General features: G+C 69.0%; 18 protein-coding genes. 9 read left to right on the top strand and 9 right to left on the bottom strand.

All coding sequences use genetic code 11. The features are described from left to right. Positions 1–3: 3 nt before the first annotated feature. Positions 4–963 (top strand): FAD-dependent oxidoreductase, encoded by a 960-nt coding sequence (locus BKD26_RS14810; protein ID WP_084898290.1) that lies wholly within the window; start codon positions 4–6, stop codon positions 961–963. Between the two features lie 22 nt (positions 964–985). Next, positions 986–1399 (top strand): NUDIX hydrolase, encoded by a 414-nt coding sequence (locus tag BKD26_RS14805; protein WP_084898289.1) that lies wholly within the window; start codon positions 986–988, stop codon positions 1397–1399. Positions 1400–1423: 24 nt separating this feature from the next. Here BKD26_RS14805 and BKD26_RS40235 read toward each other — a convergent pair whose 3' ends face one another. Further along, on the bottom strand, positions 1424–2146 hold the full coding sequence (locus tag BKD26_RS40235; protein ID WP_179166543.1) for a hypothetical protein: 723 nt from the start codon (positions 2144–2146) through the stop codon (positions 1424–1426). A 40-nt stretch (positions 2147–2186) separates the two neighbouring features. Here BKD26_RS40235 and BKD26_RS40230 point away from each other — a divergent pair, with 40 nt between their 5' ends. Continuing rightward, positions 2187–2711 carry a restriction endonuclease gene (locus tag BKD26_RS40230; RefSeq protein ID WP_179166542.1) on the top strand — a complete coding sequence of 175 codons (525 nt, stop codon included), beginning with the start codon at positions 2187–2189 and terminating at the stop codon, positions 2709–2711. Positions 2712–3237: 526 nt separating this feature from the next. After that, positions 3238–3684: a hypothetical protein gene (locus tag BKD26_RS39765; RefSeq protein WP_143662651.1), complete on the top strand. Its 447-nt coding sequence runs from the start codon at positions 3238–3240 to the stop codon at positions 3682–3684. Positions 3685–3696: 12 nt separating this feature from the next. Here the strand turns inward: BKD26_RS39765 and BKD26_RS14795 are convergent. Together BKD26_RS14795 and BKD26_RS14790 are read right to left on the bottom strand one after the other, a co-directional pair. Beyond that, positions 3697–4511 (bottom strand): IS5 family transposase gene (locus BKD26_RS14795; RefSeq protein WP_107417851.1). Its coding sequence is split into 2 segments (ribosomal slippage): positions 3697–4166 and positions 4166–4511, totalling 816 coding nucleotides; the frame shifts between segments, so codons are not numbered across the junction. A gap of 311 nt (positions 4512–4822) precedes the next feature. Further along, the gene (locus tag BKD26_RS14790; RefSeq protein WP_084898287.1) at positions 4823–5527 is read right to left on the bottom strand and encodes a nucleotidyltransferase domain-containing protein; all 705 of its coding nucleotides are present in this window, start codon (positions 5525–5527) and stop codon (positions 4823–4825) included. 190 nt (positions 5528–5717) lie between these two features. On the opposite strand from BKD26_RS14790, the gene BKD26_RS14785 reads away from it, so the two are divergent. The 3 genes from BKD26_RS14785 to BKD26_RS14775 all read left to right on the top strand — a co-directional run bounded on the left by BKD26_RS14785 (position 5718) and on the right by BKD26_RS14775 (position 7604). Then, the gene (locus tag BKD26_RS14785) at positions 5718–6071 is read left to right on the top strand and encodes a DUF317 domain-containing protein (RefSeq protein WP_084898286.1); all 354 of its coding nucleotides are present in this window, start codon (positions 5718–5720) and stop codon (positions 6069–6071) included. Between the two features lie 175 nt (positions 6072–6246). Further along, positions 6247–7056, top strand: coding sequence for a DUF317 domain-containing protein (locus tag BKD26_RS14780; RefSeq protein WP_084898285.1), 810 nt, complete (start codon positions 6247–6249; stop codon positions 7054–7056). Between the two features lie 164 nt (positions 7057–7220). Further along, positions 7221–7604: a hypothetical protein gene (locus tag BKD26_RS14775; RefSeq protein WP_143662650.1), complete on the top strand. Its 384-nt coding sequence runs from the start codon at positions 7221–7223 to the stop codon at positions 7602–7604. Between the two features lie 373 nt (positions 7605–7977). Here BKD26_RS14775 and BKD26_RS14770 read toward each other — a convergent pair whose 3' ends face one another. The 6 genes from BKD26_RS14770 to BKD26_RS14745 all read right to left on the bottom strand — a co-directional run bounded on the left by BKD26_RS14770 (position 7978) and on the right by BKD26_RS14745 (position 13968). Next, positions 7978–8364 carry a hypothetical protein gene (locus BKD26_RS14770; RefSeq protein ID WP_084898283.1) on the bottom strand — a complete coding sequence of 129 codons (387 nt, stop codon included), beginning with the start codon at positions 8362–8364 and terminating at the stop codon, positions 7978–7980. Between the two features lie 107 nt (positions 8365–8471). Continuing rightward, complete coding sequence (locus tag BKD26_RS14765; RefSeq protein WP_084898282.1) at positions 8472–10208, bottom strand: relaxase/mobilization nuclease domain-containing protein; 1737 nt, start codon at positions 10206–10208, stop codon at positions 8472–8474. Next, entirely contained in the window at positions 10205–10486 is a 282-nt protein-coding gene (locus tag BKD26_RS42260; protein WP_347104858.1) for a mobilization protein, read from the bottom strand. The genes BKD26_RS14765 and BKD26_RS42260 overlap by 4 nt, the downstream gene beginning before the upstream one ends. Positions 10487–10880: 394 nt before the next feature. After that, on the bottom strand, positions 10881–12122 hold the full coding sequence (locus tag BKD26_RS14755) for a hypothetical protein (protein WP_241518661.1): 1242 nt from the start codon (positions 12120–12122) through the stop codon (positions 10881–10883). Positions 12123–12376: 254 nt separating this feature from the next. After that, complete coding sequence (locus BKD26_RS14750; protein ID WP_084898279.1) at positions 12377–13078, bottom strand: ATP-binding protein; 702 nt, start codon at positions 13076–13078, stop codon at positions 12377–12379. Continuing rightward, on the bottom strand, positions 13075–13968 hold the full coding sequence (locus tag BKD26_RS14745; RefSeq protein WP_084898502.1) for a hypothetical protein: 894 nt from the start codon (positions 13966–13968) through the stop codon (positions 13075–13077). The genes BKD26_RS14750 and BKD26_RS14745 overlap by 4 nt, the downstream gene beginning before the upstream one ends. A gap of 257 nt (positions 13969–14225) precedes the next feature. On the opposite strand from BKD26_RS14745, the gene BKD26_RS14740 reads away from it, so the two are divergent. Together BKD26_RS14740 and BKD26_RS14730 are read left to right on the top strand one after the other, a co-directional pair. Continuing rightward, entirely contained in the window at positions 14226–14510 is a 285-nt protein-coding gene (locus BKD26_RS14740) for a helix-turn-helix transcriptional regulator (RefSeq protein ID WP_084898278.1), read from the top strand. A 492-nt stretch (positions 14511–15002) separates the two neighbouring features. Then, the gene (locus BKD26_RS14730) at positions 15003–16505 is read left to right on the top strand and encodes a LacI family DNA-binding transcriptional regulator (RefSeq protein WP_084898276.1); all 1503 of its coding nucleotides are present in this window, start codon (positions 15003–15005) and stop codon (positions 16503–16505) included. Positions 16506–16516 lie beyond the last annotated feature (11 nt).

Below are 16516 nucleotides of genomic sequence, written 5' to 3'. Positions count from 1 at the left end.
ATCATGACCGCGGGGGAGCGCGTTGTCGTTGTCGGGGCTGGGGTGGCCGGGCTCACCACCGCCGTCGTTGTCGCCGAGGCCGGAGCCTCATTGCACGTGATTGCCGAGCAGGTGCCCGGCGTCACGTCGCTGGCGGCCGGGGCGATGTGGGGACCGTATCTGGTCGAGCCGAAGAACAAGGTCGACCAGTGGGGGCAGCGGTCCCTGGAGATCTTCCGCGAGCTGGCCAAGGACCCGTCGACGGGCGTCCGGCTCACCAGCGGCATTGAGGCGTCCCGCACGGCCGAGGCGCCCCCGGACTGGGCCACCACTCTGCCCGGCTTCCGGCCGTGTGAGCCGACTGAACTGCCGGCCGGGTTTTCGGCCGGCTACCGGTTCACGGTGCCGCTGATCGACATGCCCACCTACCTCGACTTCCTCCTGCGTCGCCTCCATGCCGCTGGGGGGACGGTCGAGCGGCGACGCCTGGCTTCGCTCGCGGACGCCGGCCCTGCTCCTGTGATCGTCAACTGCACGGGCCTGGGTGCCCAGGAACTGGTCCCGGACCATGACCTTCGGCCCATCCGCGGCCAGCACGTCGTCGTCACCAACCCGGGGCTGACCGAGTTCTTCTCCGAGGACACCGGCCTCTCGCCGGACCTGCTGTGCTTCTACCCCCACGGTGACACCGTCGTCCTGGGCGGCACCGCCATTGACGGCGAGGGCGGCCTCGCCGCTGACGACAAGGCCGCGGCCGGCATCCTGGCCCGCTGTGCCGAGGTCGAACCCCGCCTTGCCCAGGCCCGCGTCCTAGAGCACAGGGTCGGCGCTCGACCGACCCGCCCCGCGATCCGTGTGGAGGAGGAGTTGTGGGAGGACGGCACGGTGGCCGTGCACAATTACGGGCACGGGGGTGCTGGCGTCACGCTGTCATGGGGGTGCGCCGAGGAAGCCCGGGATTTGCTCCGGGCCCGACGCGGATGAAGGCACGTCGGGACGAACAGACATGATGTGGCAAAACGCGGAGAAACGGACGGGCGTTGCCGCTGCCGTCATCATTCGCGAGGGACGTGTATTGCTGGTGCGTCGCCGTGTCAGCGAAGGCTCGCTCTCCTGGCAGTTCCCGGCCGGCAAGGTCGAACAAGGCGAGACCCGCGAAGACGCCGCCGTGCGTGAGACGCAGGAGGAGACCGGTCTGACCGTGGCGGCTGTGAAGCTGCTCGGCGAACGGGTCCACCCGACTACGGGCCGGCTGATGTCCTACGTCGCGTGCGAGGTGGTGAGTGGCACGACCCATATTGCGGCGCCCGAGGAACTGGCGGAGCTGGCTTGGATGACCCGTGGCGAGATCTCCAAGTACGTGCCGTACGGGCTCTTCGCGCCCGTGCAGGAGTACCTCGACGGGGCGCTGCCATCCTGACCGCCCTGACGCAACTAAGAACTCCTAACGAAATGATCTTAGGGGGCAGGCGCCGAACCGGGCGGCAATGGCGTCCCGCAGGGAAGCGGGGCGGCGCTCGCCCGTCGGGGCGCCGTTGAACTCGGCGCCGCCGCGCGGCGGTCCGGTCGGGGCCATGCGGTACAGGTCGGGGTCGCCCTCAACCGCGGTATTGTTCGCAGCGCCGAGCGTGGCAGCGAACGTCTCCTCAGCCGGATCGAGTTGGAGATCTCCGAGAGGAAAGAGCGGCTGTTCAGCAGCCGGTCGGCGCGGGCCCCTGCTCGCCCGCGGCCCGGTTAGCGGCGAGCTCGACGCGCGCCGTACGCAGCTCGGCGGAGAGGTCGCCGAGCTACTTGTCGCGGCAGCGACCGCAGCGGCGAGCTTGGCCGGGTCCTGCTCGGCCTCGGCCCCGTCGGGATTGAGTGCCTTGTTCACGGCTTCGAGCGCTGCCTGCAACTGGTCGCGCTGCTCGGCTGCCTCAGTCGCCTGCTGCTGCGCGGCGACGAGCTGCTGCTCGGTGGCCGGGTCCGCGGCGGGCGGTGCGGGCGGGGTGCCCGGGTCGGTGTTCGGCGGGTTCGAGCCCTGCTCGCCGGCCGGGGCCGGCGGTGCGCTCGGGTCGCCGCCCTCGCCCGAGCCGCCCTTGATCGGCCAGATCGGGCGGCCGTCGCGGCGGAAACCGAGGGCACTCTCGCCCGTGCGGGGTTGGACGGGCAGAGCGGAAGTGTTCATCCGGACAGCTCCTGTCAGAGGGGCGGGGTACTTTCAGCCCGTGCGAGACACAACGGGACAAGAAGCAGAAGCCGAATGGCTGCGGTTCGAAAAGCAGATCGCGGAAGAGGCACGCCGCATGTACCCAGGCGCGCGGGTGGAGCACAACACCCACGTCATGGGGCGGATCAGCATGAAGCCGCGGCAGATAGACGTTCTGGTGACAGCGAACGTCGGGCCGCACGAGATCATGATCGTGATCGAGTGCAAGTGGCGTCGCCGACGGGTCGACGTCGGTGTCATCGACGGACTGATCGGCAAGTTGGAAGACGTTGGCGCCGACCGAGGTGTGCTGTTCGCGAACCTCATCCCGACAGAGGCGGCGCGTCAGCGCATGGAGAATGCGACCCAACCGCGCCTTGACGGCTATGTCTTCAGGCTTGAGCCGCGCCTCTCAAGGGCTGAGGCAGAAGAGATTGTGTCTCAACACGACCTGTACCACTTCGACGATGATCCGATCCCGTCGGCAACTGAGGCCAAGCTCAAGGAAGCCTTTGAACGACTGCGGTTCGACGCTACTTGGTGAACGGCCGTGCCTGTGCGTACCCGCACACGAGGGCGCCTCGACGGTTTCCTGCGCGAGCCGGTCGACCGCCCGAGTGTTCGGCGTCGAGTCGGCGATGCGGCGTGCGGCGCCGTCGTCGAGGGCGCCGAAGTTGTACGCCTCGGCGACCGCTTCCCAGACCTCAAGCTGTCTCGCGGTGGCAAGCGCGTCGACGACGAACTGCGCGGCGCATGGGCTGTACCGCGGCGAGCTTGGCTGTTGCCCATCCGGGCGCCTCGTATCCGTCGGCGAGCTGCCTCGCCACGACGCCGAGCAGCCGCTGCTCGGCGTCCGCGCAGAGGTCTCGAACGCTGGCCGAGAGATCCTCGACCATGCCAGGGTGGATCGGCATCGATCCCCCCAACAGCCTTGCTGGGCAGCACTGTCAGCCCGTTCACATACGATCTGGCCTATGCCACAGTCGCGACCTGCAATCCCCGCCTCGCTGAGGCGGGAACTCCTCGAAGAGGCTGGTTATAGCTGCGCGATCCCAGGATGCGGGGTCACTATGCCGTTGGACCGTGCACATATCTTGGATTGGGCGAAGACTCGCGACGACCGGTTCGGCAACCAGATCATGCTGTGCAAAAACCATCACGGGCTGCACGGGAAGACGATCAGCACGCAGGATCTGCGTGTGATCAAAGCCAAGTTGGCTTTTAGGCAGCGCCGTTACAACGAGCACGCACTTGCGATGCTGCGATTGCACGCAATCCTTCGGATGCCACGCCTTGTGCTCCGCGTGGACAACCCAAATCTGAGAGCTACGGTTGATCCGCTTGCTCGGGACGGCTATTACCGATTCGGTGGATATGAAATTGCCGAGGATCGAATATCCGTTATCGAGCAATGGGAGCTGACGACAAACGGACGGTTCTTTACGTGGGCATGGCGCGAATCAGGCGACACTTTGAAGATTCCTACCGAATCAAAAAGGTGCCGTAATGCAGCTTGAGCCTTAAAGCTCCTATCGGAATGACTTCAGGCGTCGCCAGCAGATGAGTGCGCATCCGAGGGTGAGGAAGGCTTCGTGGATGTCGTCGCGGATCTCCCAACGGATGCGCAGCCGTCGGAACCAGTGCAGGTGGGCGAATGCGCGCTCGACGACCCAGCGTTGGGTGCCCAGGCCGGAGCCGTGCTCAGTGCCGCGCCGAGCGATCACCGGTTTCACACCAAGGTTCCGGACCAGGCGACGGTACTTGTCATGGTCGTAGCCGCGGTCGCCCAGCACCACGTCCGGGCGGCGCCGGGGCCGGCCGCGCCTGCCCCGCACCGGCGGCACGGCCTGCAGCAGTGGAACGAGCTGGGTGACGTCGTTGCGGTTGCCGCCGGTCAGGGTCGCGGCGAGCGGGATGCCGGTGGCGTCGGTGATCAGGTGATGTTTGCTGCCCGTCCTGCCCCGGTCGACAGGGCTTCGTCCGGTCTTGGCTCCCCTTTTAACGCCCGGATATGGGAGCCGTCGACCGCCGCCCGGGAGAAGTCCAGGGCGTTGGCGCTCCGGAGTTCGGCCAGGAGGGCTTCGTGCAGCCGGGGCCACACCCCAGCCTCGGTCCACTCCGCCAGCCGGCGCCAGCAGGTCATCCCGGAGCCGAAGCCGAGTTCCTGCGGCAAGTGTTCCCAGGCGATCCCGGTGTGCAGCACGAACAGGATGCCCTGGAACACCAGCCGGTCCGGATGCCGCTTGCGTCCAGGATGCCGAACCCTGCGCTCCACTCTGGGCAACAGCGGCTCGATCACCGCCCACAGCTCATCGTCGACTTCCCACGGCTTCGGCCGCGCCACTCCGCACCTCCGGATCACATGCTCCGGAGAGATCCAACCACCTCAAAGATCATTTCGTTAGGAGTTCTAAGGCGGGCGCCCAGGAGTAAACCTCGAACGTCGGTCGCGGGGCGCTGACGAGACTGGTCCTGGCTCTTCTCCGGCACCTGCGTGGAGACGCTCAGCTCGCAGAGCGCAAGAAGTTCGGCTCCGCCCGAAGCCGCTCGGGGATGAGACTGGGCAGACGCTCGAACCCCGCGTGGTCCTTCACGCCAGTCGGGAGAGGCAAGCGGCGCGGGCGGTGGGATGGGCTGGCCTCGCCCCGGATTGGTTCATGCAGTTCCACCTCGCTTGTAGCCGACCCACAACCGACCACCGGCCTGCCCGATCACCTCGTCGACAGCGGCTACGAGGGGCTCTACCCGCCCCTCCAAAACCTCCCGCAGGCCACGGTGCAGTCGCAAGTTGAGCCCCGGTGAGGTCGTCTCCAGACGGCGTGCGAGCCACTTTCCACCCCCGCCCCACGAGCCGCCGATGGCTAGTGCCAACTCGCCCGTCCGTCGAACCAGTTCGGTGGCAATGAACAGTCGCTCGCTCTGGTCGCTGCTCCCTGCGAGGTCGTCGAGAAGGTCGGTGATCGCGTAGCGGCGATCATCGATCTCGTCGGCCGACACCATGGGTGGCCCGGCGGCGGTCAGCTTTCGGGCCTCAGCTGCGATGCGCGCTCCGACTCCGTCAGTATCGAAGAGCAGCTCACCTTCGGCGCACATCCAGAGCAACGGCGACCGGCGCTTGCGTACTTCCCGCTCAACGTACGCGTACCACGTCGCTTCGGTGTGCACGAACATCTCCACCGGCCAATCGTCACTCCGGAGGCTTGCTCGGTACGGGGCCGGGGCTCCGTGGAGCAGGACCACGATGTCGAGGTCCGACGTTGCCGTCCGGCGGCCCGTCACGACGCTGCCTCCCAAGAAGGCAGCCCGGGCGTCGGGGTGGTGTTCATCTACAACGGCATGTGCGGCCTCGATCGCATCCATGCGGCAACTATCAGCATTCTGCCCACCACGCGCACGCCGTTTCTCCGGCATACGACAGTGCTGTCTCACGCCTCGTCGCAGTTCGCCCGGGGCAGACAGCAAAGATCCGTGAACGACTGGCCAACGCTGCAACGGCATGTCAACGTGGACGACCTTCTTGCAAACCACCAGGTCAAAGAGGTGATCGCCCGTGATTCCGGAACCCCCGAGTCCCGGATTCTCCACCACCATCGAGGCCCTGCGGTTGCGTAAGTGGCAGCTCGGCCCGGGCCAGCCCACGCTCGTAATGGATCAGTTCTGCGCCGACGACTTCAACCTGGTCGTCGACGACCGCGCGGACGTACACGTCAACTCCAAGGACGGCTCCTTCTATCTCGGATGGTTCCCGTCCGGCCGTCCTGGCACCGACGGCGAGGGATGGAAGATCGCCATTACCGGGACGGCCAAGGTACGCGGCTACCACATGTCCTTCGACACCGAGACGCCGGCCGATATCGTCGCCGCCGCAGTCGCTCGCGTGCTGGAGACCTCCCAGCATCTGTGACAGCAGAGGCTCGAGTCGGCGGCCCTCGGGCGGCTCGGCCGTCGCCTCGCCAGGCCGCCATGTGGAAACGAAGACCGGTCATCTGCCATCCAAGGCCGCCGCAAAACCGGCACGGCACTCCTGACCAGCCGCCAGGCACCGGCGGCAATGAAACCCCCACGCCTTTGGAGGCGCCCTGCATCCCGACTTCCCGTTCGAACCGCTCACCCCGACCGGCGACCCGTCCGCGTACTGGGTTGGCCCCCGTCACCTGGCTGGTGACGACGGACGTCTGTACGACGCTGTCGCCGACACACTCGCCGGCCTGGGCTGGACGAGCCTGGCGATCGTTCGTGGTCGCCAGGAGCCGGATGAGGCGCCGGAGGACCGTCAGGTCCTGCGCAGCACCGTCCTGCACATCAGTCCCGACTCCCTGCGGTGGGCGCAGTGGGTTCTGCCGGACGAGCCGTTCCACCTGGGAAACCTGCCGATCGCCTGGCAGGTCTCCGCTCGCACGGACCTGAGCAGTCCGCTCGCCCAGTGGTCGGCCTACTTCACGCCCGAAGTCCCGGGGGAGGCCCTCGCCGACTTCCTCGCTGCTCTCGACGCCCGCGATCAGCCCGCCCTTTCGCTCGGTGGCTCCGAGTTGGTCCTCGACGCCGTTACGGCGCACGGGTGGCTGCGTGACGTCGACCAGCCCGGCACGGGGGCGGTCGATCCGACCTTCGCCTCCCACATCCGCCTCGGGGAGGTGCCGCCACTCATCCAGGACGCCGACTCTCGGGTGCTGGTGGTTGAGACGGACGAGGCGGTCCTGGCTGGATGGCAGGCGTGGGCTGAGCCGGTGTTCGGCTCGGGATACCTGTGGGCGGCTTCCTTCGGCCCCAGCGTGCCGCACGACCTCGTCACCGCCTTCGCCGACTCCCTCAGTTCCAGCGCACCGGTCCTGCGCCGGGTGCTGCCGGAGAGCACACGCGACCGGCTCCTGTGCGCTCCGGCCAGCTAGGGGTCCTGTCCGATGGGTCGGTGACGAGCTGAAGACCGGCCTCCGCCCGACTGGCGGGACCGTCGGCGACGACGCCCAGTACGTTTCTGCCGAACGGGGGAACACATACCGGGTGCCGACCTCAAGCGCATGGCCCGGGCCAGCCAATCGTGACAATCGCGGTCATGACATCGATGACGGAGACCTTCCACGAGGCCCTGCAAAAGGCGCTGGTCGGTCGGGACACGGTCAGCATCCGCAGCACCCTGATCGAGATGCTGCAACGAGACCCCTCCAAGACGGAGGTCTCAGCAGCCAACAAGGCGGCCCGAAGGATCGCTGAGGACGGGGACGCGGTCCTCATCTCCCTGCTTCCCGACCAGGCCGGCGCCGACGCCTACGTGCCTACGGGCCGCGGGGCTAGGAGTCGGGCCTCGAACTACCTGACCGTGGACGAGAAGATCATCAAGGACTTGCCCTGCCGCGTCGAGTTCGACACAGAGAAGTGGGACGCGATCATTGACGAAGGCATGCGGCTCACCCAGCAGAAGATCGAAAGCGACCCATAGCTCTCGGCGTTCCTGCCTGGCTGGAAGGCGGAACCGCGTGCCGAGAAGAGAACCCGCCTCGCGGCCAGCTGACCGCTTGACGCAGGCGATGGAGCTTCGAAAAACCACCGGTACTCCATCGCCATACCGCCTCGCTGGCGCCCGCACAAATCCGCGACCCACCGGACGCGCCTAATAAGGGCCATTCAACACATCGAAGCCGGGCCTCCCGACGGGAAGCCCGGCTTCGATGCGTGTCCTGTCCTGGCGAAGCCCGTGCGCCACGGCTCGCGGCTGTCGGCTACCGGGACGCCGTACACCTCGGTGTCAGATGCTGGCATCCATCCCAGGGGCCGGTCGCATCCTCACGCTGGGCGCTGGCGACCGACCCTCGTCAGAAGGCGTACGGGGCGAACGGACGAACCGGGTCTGCTACGAGGCGGAGCAGTCGATCGAACTCGGTCCGGTCGTCCTCGTTCATGAGCTGGACGGCGTTGCCGAGGGTCTTCTCGGTGAGCTGCTCCATGAACGGGGCGAGGAAGTGCTGCAGAGCCTCCGGCGCTTCCTCCACCGTGCGCAGGTACTCCCGATAGTGCGCAAGCTGTTCGTTCACCTCTTCGAGTTCGACTCGGGTGGCGGTGAAGACCAGGGCCTGTTCCTCCTTGCTGAACGGGCGTCCGTCGCGGTGGGTCCATGTGTTGGTGTCACGTCGGCGCTTGAAGTCGGCGTCGCAGAGGAGAGCGACGATGTCGGGGCGGGGTCGGATCTCGGTCTTGGGCATACGGGTGCTCCTCACAGGAGTTTGGGTGGGTGCAGGCATCAATGGTCTGGAGGATCGCCGGTTTGCCCAACCGGCGATCGTCGGCTATGTTCCGCCCGCCTTGCCGGTTAGCGCCGACGGCCGGAGTCGTTCGCTGAGCTGGGCGCCGGCTGTGTGGAGGGCGCCGGAGACACGGTGCGCCGACTGCCTCGGGTCGGGGTGCCGTGGGGGCTTTCGGGTAGGGCGGGCAAGTGGGCGCTGCGTCGCAGGCGCCACACGAGAACGTCGCTGATGGACGTGGCGGTGCCGAGCTCGCGCCGTCGGGTAGCTTCGGCAAGCAGGGCGGCCGGGTCGTGGCCGGCTCTCTGGACGTCGTCGAGGGTGGCGGCCAGGGCGGGCCAGCCGGGTTCGGCCCGGATTCGTTCGGCCAGCTCCGGCAGCACCTCGTGGAGAAGGTCGGCTTGCCGTTGCCGAACACGCGGGGCCAGACGATGCCCTCGCTGGCCGAGGATGGCCATGGGGTGGGCTGCGGCGGCCTGGTAGGCGGCGCGGAGGTGTTGGGCGGCTTGTTCGGCGGCGGCTGCCTGCTGGCTGTGGTGCCTCTTGGCGTGCCAGTTCGCCGTGGCGATGGCGAGGAAGAAGGCCATGTCGATGAGCATGGCGGTGGTGGCGCCGTCTTCGCCGCGGCCGAGGGCGGGCCCGCTGTGGATGAGATCGCGGGCGGCCTGGCGAAGGGCGCGGTCGTGCCCGCGTACGGCCTTCACGTGGGAGCGGCTGGCCCGCTCGAACACGAAGGCGGCCTTGCGGAGTTCAGCGCGGGCGTGGGCGGCGGAGGTCTTGGCGAGCGCGTCCAGGACCTCCCCTGCCGCAGCGATCTGCGCTGCTGCTGTGCCGTCGTCGCCGTGGTCGATGATCAGCAGGGCCTGCCACGTGGCGGCGGTGGCCCGGCGCCGCGCGAACGCTGGACCTGTCACGTGCGGCAGGGCGGGTTGCTCCGGCCTGGAGCCGTCCGCCGAGGTGGCAGCCTCCGCGGGAAGGGTCCAGCGTTCGCGGATGCGGGGCAACGACAGGTCGGGTGCGAGTGTGGAACCGGCGTAGAAGACCGGCTCATCGTCCTTGTTGCGGTCGTCGGGGAGGGCGACCTTGTAGCCGAGCAGGTCGCCGGAGGGCGCAATGCGCTTGCGGATCAGAAGACCGGCGGCGGCCAGCCGGTCGAAGAACTCCTCCTCGCTCGTTGCGCCGGCCACCGCACGCCGTACGGTCTCCCGCAGCTCCTCGCGCGCCGGGCGCTCTCGACCCTCGCGTTCGGCCTTGTGCCGCTCCGCACTAGTAGCCCGCTTGGCGGCGGTGCCGTCCCCAGACGCGACCTGGTGCAGGCCGAGTTCCTTTTCGAGCAGGCGGCACGCGGCCTGAGCGCGTTTGCCGGAGCGGTGGTGGTCCGGGCGGCGGCCGTCCTCCCGTACGAGGGTGGCGATGATGTGGATGTGGTCGTCGGCGTGGCGGACGGCGGCCCAGCGGCAGCCTGCGCCATCGCCAGGATCGATGCCGGTGGCGGCGACCATGCGGCGGGCGATGTCGCCCCACTGCTCGTCGGACAGGATCGGGTCGTCGGGCGCGGCGCGCACCGAGCAGTGCCAGACGTGCTGGTCGGGACGCCGGTCCGCGTCGAGCAGGGACAGGGGCTGGTCGAGGAGGTGCTGGAGGTCCTTCTTCGTCGCCGAGGGGTCGCGGCCGGGGTCGGGGGCCATGCCGTCGAAGGAGGCGACCAGGTGTGGGTCGATGTGTTCCTCGTGGGTGCCCTTGCCGTACAGGTAGTGCAGGAGTCCGAGGGTGTTGCTGCCCTGCTGGTGGATCCGGGGGATCAAGCCGCTCGGCCCTCCTGTCGGTTGGTGATCCTGTCGGCTGCCCGTTGGACGGCCTGTGCGGCACGCTGCAGGTCGGCGAGGGCGGCGGCGAAGTGTGGTGCGTCGGCACCGGAGTTGAGTGCCTTGACCGCCTGGTTGACGTTGCTGCCCGCCCAGCCGAGCTGACGGCGCACACCGAAGAGGGCAGTCAGGATGTCCCGCTCGGTGGCGATGGCCGCTGCGGTGCGGGACTGGTCGCGGGCAGCGGCCAGGGCCGAGTGGGCAAGGAACCCGGCCACGCTCATATCGACGTGCTCGGCGCCGGATCGGATGATGGCGATTTCTTGTTCGTTGAGGCGGACGCTGTGGGCGGGGCGCTGCCTCTTGTCACGCGGACGCGACTTTCCCTTCCTGGCCTTGCCCTTGTGGTTGGCCTTGCCTGGCTGCGGTCCGCCCTCGGTCGCAGCCCTCCCGTCCGGCGCCCCCTGGTGCCGGACGGGCCCCGCCACCCCCGGGGCGGGGTCGGGTTCGGGCGCTCCCCCTGCGGGGGAGTGTCCGGACCTCCAACTTGCTCGCGCTGGGGACGGGGTGGTTGGTACGGCGTTGTCGCTGGTGGTGGGGTCTTCGCGGTGTGGGTCGTGCATCGAGCCTCCGTCTCAGGGTGGTGGCTGTGGGAGCGGTTGGTTGTGGGGATCAGGGAGCGGGGTCGCTGGGCGCGGCCTTTAGTTGGCTTTTGAAATCGCGGACGACGCGTCCGGCGTCGTCGCTGGAGACGGTGTAGCCGGCGTCGCGGAGGGCGTCCTCTACCCGGTCGCGGCCGATGCGGCCGGTCTCCTCGTACACGCGGCGGGCGAACTTGAGGATGAGCTCGTCGGAGGCGCGCGGTTTGCGGTCCTCCTGTTTCTGCCGGGCAGCCGGTTTTCGCTTGCGCCTGCCCGGGGCGCTGTCGGAGGCGTCGCTGCCCGTATGCGGTGGGCCGTCTTCGGGTTCTGCCCGTCGTGTGGGCAGTCCTGGCGTCGGGCGGGCAGGTTGCGGGCGGGCAGTTGGGGGCGCCTGGTCGTCGCCTGGGTGCGATGGATGCGGGCGGGCAGCGTCCTCCGCCCGTGGCGCTTGGTCCAGACGGGCGGAGGGCGGTTGGCTGGTCTGCCCGGAGCGACGGGAGGTGTACGAGGTCGGGGCGTGCCAGCGCGGCGGCAGTGCGACGGTGGCGAGGCCGAGAGCCTGCTTGCGGGTGGCGAGCTTGCGCAGCAGCAACTCGTCCTGGAGCGGATCACCGTCGACGTCGGCCCGCTCCAGCGCCTCGTGCAGACGATCGGACAGGCGCCGGCCCCGCAGTGTGCCGCGCTGCTTGTCGGTCATCGATTCGGCGCGGAGGATCAGGGTGACGGCTTCGCTCAGCGCACGCTCGCGGATGAGCCGGGCGGCGTCCGCGTCCTGGTCGGCGATGCCTAGCCGGGCCAGCAGCCGTTCACGCATCTGCCGGACGAGGACGGCGGCCAGACCGCGTGATGCGGCCTGCGGTGTGCGGTGGCGCAGCTCGATGCCCATGGCCAGGTGCCACAGCATCGCGGCCATGACCGGGCCTACGAAAGCGCGCACGGTGCCGCCGACGAGCCCGAACTCGGCGTATGCGGGGATGATCTGCACTCCGGTGAGCACCCACACGAGGACGCCTGGCACGCCCGGCGCGCGTGCGGGCCCGTTGAGGTTCTGGCGTGCCATCAGCGCGGTGGCGAACAGGGCTAGCTCGGCGGTGGCGAACATGAAGGCGCGCTCGACGGTGCTGCCCATGTCCAGGTAGTCGGCGGCGAACCGCCAGCTGGTGTCCGCGCTGTAGGCGGTGCAGCCGAGCGCGGCCATGGCGGCGACCGGCATTGCGACGGTCCCGCGCCAGCGGTTTGCGCCGGGCGGCTGACGGCGCTGCTGGCGGAGCATCCATCCGGCGAGCATGAGCAAGGCGAGCAGTACCGCTGTCGTTACGGGGGAGGTGACCCAGTCCGGAAGGAGCGGGATGCTGGCGCTCTGGGCAGCCAGGCGCGTGAGAGGGGAGGGCAGGGTGGGGCTCCAAAGGTTGGGGGAAATGAAGGGCGGGAGTGGCCGCTTGGCTCGGTCTCCCGGGGGTCTGCGCCGCCAAGGGCAGGGTGTGGTGATGCGAGGCAGGGCGGGGGAGGGGCACGCGCACGGGCCGATCAGGCGGTGGGAGCGCTCCGGCGGCGTCGATCGGGGCCGGTGAGGATGACGCGTTCGGTCATCTCGGCGAGGCGGGAGGCGACGCGGTCACCGAGCGCGGTGCGCAGCTCGGGGGTCGGCAGGTTGGTGGTGATCAGGGTGGGGCGCATGTGCTCGTACCGGTGGTTGATCAGCCGGTAGGTGAGCTCCTCGGTCCACTCGCTGGTCCTGGCCGCTCCGAGGTCGTCCAGGAGCAGCAGTGGGCACTTGGCCAGGGCCTGCAGCTCACGCTCGCTGTCGAAGCCAGAGCGCGGACGCAGGCGGGCGTACAGGTCGGCGGCGGTGACGGCCTCCCAGCGGAGCCGGACCCCCACTGCGAGGAGGCCACGGATGGCGCCGTACGCCTGGTGGGTCTTGCCGGTGCCGGTGGGGCCGGCGATCAGCAGGGAGGAACCCTCCGAGATTCCCGGTGCGCCTGCAGGTCCGGGGCGGCCGGCGCGGGCGATCTCGTCCACCCAGGCTGTGACTTGGGGGTGGTCGGTCAGAGCGCGCCGGTAGCGGGCGGGGATGCGGGCGTCGGCCAGCTCCAGTGCGGTGACGGGTTCCGACGGCGGCTCGTGCGCGGTGGCGTCGGGGCCGATTCCCCGCTGGGTCAGGATGGCGCCGAGGCGGTCGGCTATCCGGCCGACCTGGTGCGGGTCCCGGGTGAGGGTGGCGGTCACAGGTCACCTCCGTAGGCGGCGGCGACGTCGGCGGGGTTGGTCCATGGCCGGTGGGCGGCGGCGGGCGCGGGCGCGGAGGCGTTCATGGCCTCGTGGACGAGGCTGGGCAGGGTGCTCGGGTGCAGGCCCTTGGCCCGGTGCCGTGCGAGACCCGCCCGTACGTGGACCGGGTCGATGCCCTCGTCGAGGAGCTTGCGTACCTGCCCGCCGAGATGGCTGAGGACGTCTCGGGGCGGTCGGTGGGTGCACGCGGCGGCGTACTCGCCGATGAGGTCCTTCGCCGAGACGGTCTGCGGCGCGGGGGCGCTCGCGCCTCCCAACGGGGTAGTTCCTAGATCCCTGTTCCTAGGTCCTAGATCCGGATCGTGAGGGCTCACCGCAGGCTCCGTGAGTCCTCCCCGCACTTGCGGTGAGGGCTCACTGACTCGCGCCTGACCTGCGGATTCGCCATTCACGGCAGCCTCCGTGCTTCCTCCCTGCCCCTTCACGGAGGGCTCCGTGACTGCTCCGTGCACCTGCGGTGAGGGCTCACGCGTGACGCCGAGGTCGTGGTGGGGGCAGGCGGGGTTCCGGACGCCGCTGGGGCGGTTGATCTTCTGGTGCTTGGCGAAGGAGACGATGTGCAGGTACCGCTTGCCGTCGTCGCCCTCGTAACGGCAGATCAAGCCGGCGGCGTCGAGCTGGGTGAGATCGTCCTCGACCTCCACCGGGCCGTGCTCGCGGCGCAGCGACCACAGCTGGCCGGCGATGACGGCCGCCTGGTCACGGAACCGGCCTTGGTCGTCGGCGAGGGTGAGTAGCCCGAAGAAGGTCCGTTCGGCGGACAGGGACACGGCTGCGAGGGACTCGGACGCGAACGCCTCGGGCTTGATCGTGCGGATACGGGCGATGCCGATCGACCACCTTTCGAAACGGGGGGCAGGGAATCCGGCGGGGCCGGGGTGCGTGGACAACACAGCCACACCCAGGGGCCAGAAGTCCAGTGTTAGTTCAAATCCCCGACACAACTTCTATCCGGCCGCTTGACGGTAGACGCGAAATCCCGGTTGGCCAAATCAACCCGAAAATTCACCAGTGGTCGGCGCATCGCTCACAGCAGACAGGAATAGCGTTCCCAAGCGGCCCCGACGCAAGCTACAACACACCAATGCCGCCACGCCCCCTTGAAATCGGACCCGCCGGACAAGCCACCGCCCACGCCATCGAGCGCACCCGCGCCGCCCGCGGTTACTCCCAGCGCCAGCTCGCGGCACGCGTCACCGCGCTGGGCCGGCCCATGACCTTCACCGCGCTCTCTCGCATCGAACGCACAGTCCGCCGCTGCGACATCGACGACCTCGTCGCCATCGCTGCCGCCCTCGGAACCCCACCGCACACCCTCCTCGCCGGCCATCACGCACACCCAGGGCCGGTCGGAGCGGGCGGAACATAGCCGACGATCGCCGGTTAGCCAAACCGGGGATTCTCCGCATCATTGTCCTGACGCCGAACCCGGCCGCCTGTTGTGGGGTCTCCTTTGCGAGTCCCCGGAAAGGGAATTCCTCTGTTGTCCGATCCCGTGATATCTCCCGCTCTCCCCCGCCTGCATACGGCTCGGGAAGTCGCCGAAGCCCTGGGCTGTTCCGTCTGGTGGGTCAAAGAGCGCGCCCGGCGTCGGCTCATTCCCTTCACGTACGTGGGCGGCTCCTATCGATTCACTGCGGAACACGTTGTGGAAATAGTGCGGCTGCACGAGGAATTTCCTTCACGTGCCCCGCGACGGCCTGCGCCTCGCCTCTCAGTCCCCGTGTCCATCGCCAGCGAGCCCGGCGCCGCCTCGTCCGGACCCGCGCTCACCGCACGGCCACCGCGTCGGCTGCTCAAGGCCCAGTCCCAGTACGACATCACCGCCTAGACAGCCCCAGCGAGAGAAGGGAGGCAACACTTGGGGTACGCGGAGAAGCGCAGCACCTACTGGCGGGGCCGCTACAAGCTCGCCGACGGCAAGTACGGCACCGTCTCCGACTCGACGGGCGCCGTGGTCAAGTTCGCCACCAAGCGGGAGGCCAAGCAGGCAGCCGACGCTGAGGAGGTCGCCGTCCGGCGTGGTGAATGGCGGGACCCCGCAGCCGGCCAGGAGACTTTCGGTGAGTACGCCAGCCGCTGGTACGCCGACCAGGACCTCGCCGCGTCCACCATGCAGAACTACCGGCGTCACATCGAGGAACACCTCCTCCCCACCTTCGCGGACAAGTCCCTCTCCGGCATCCTCCGCTCGGACGTGGAGCGCTGGGAGAAGGCGGAGAGGGCCGTGTACGCGGCTTCCAGCGTGAAAACCTGGCGCTCGACCCTGCACCTCATCCTCGAGGACGCAATCGACGAGGGCCTGATCGCATCCAACCCAGCCGCCCGACGGCGGGGACGCGGCAAGCGTGCCGGCCGCTCCCGCGACCGCGGCCCCGAGAAGGTCATCACCGACCCGCTCGGTGCCCTGCTGATCGCCGAGCGGGCGGCCCTGCTTTCCGGGCGGGACGACGAGTTCGTGGCCGTGACGCTCAAGACTTACACCGGCATGCGGTGGGGCGAGATCGTCGGTCTGGAGACGGAGTTCGCGCGCCCCGGAATCGTCCGCGTCGAGTGGCAGCTGTACGAGCTCGATTCCGGCGAGCTGGTGCGCGTACCGCCGAAGGACGACAGCTACCGCACCATCGACGCCACGGACTGGCTGTCCGCCCTCGTTGCCGATCACATCGCCCGTACGAAGCCGGTGCCGTGCCCCTGCCACGGCAAGACTTACGTCTTCCGAGGCCAGGGTGCCGCCCGCACCAGCGGACACGGCGGCGCGAAGCTCGTCGACGTCGCCCGCCGTGCCGAAGTGTCCACCGGCACGGTCTCCAACGTGCTAAACCACCCCGAGCGCGTACGAGAGGAGACGCGCGTCCGGGTCGAACTCGCTGTAGCAGAGCTCGGTTTCGTACGCAATGCGGCCCCCTCCCAGGAGGCGGCCCACTGGAGGCGCAACGGCTTCGCTACCTGGCTCTTCCAGCCGGCCGCCACCGGCTGGTACCCGAAGAAGGCACCCCAGGAGCCGCGCCCCGTCCCACTCCTGGGCGAGCGCTGGCCCGGCGTCCCCGTCCGCGGCCGGAACGCGAGCCAGCGGGCCGATGCCTGCTGGCTACCCGTTGCCAAGGGCCTCACCCCGCACGGCCTGCGTCACTCCCACCGGACCCTCATGGAGGACCTCGGCACGGAGAAGGTCCTCATGGACGAGCGCATGGGCCACCTCGACGGCTCCATCTCGGCCCGCTACGCACACGTGACCCCGGGCATGCGCCGCCGTCTCCTCGCCGGCCTGACCAACCAGTGGGAGGCGGCCCTCGACGCCCGCCGCGCGATGTGCCCGCGGTCCCCGGTGCAGGTGCTGGACCGCCTCCTCGCCGCGCGCTGAGGACGGGACCG

The sequence above is a fragment of the Streptomyces sp. CB03238 genome, assembly GCF_002099185.1.
Classification (GTDB): Bacteria; Actinomycetota; Actinomycetes; order Streptomycetales; family Streptomycetaceae; genus Streptomyces.
This window is presented reverse-complemented; position numbering and strand designations above follow the sequence as displayed.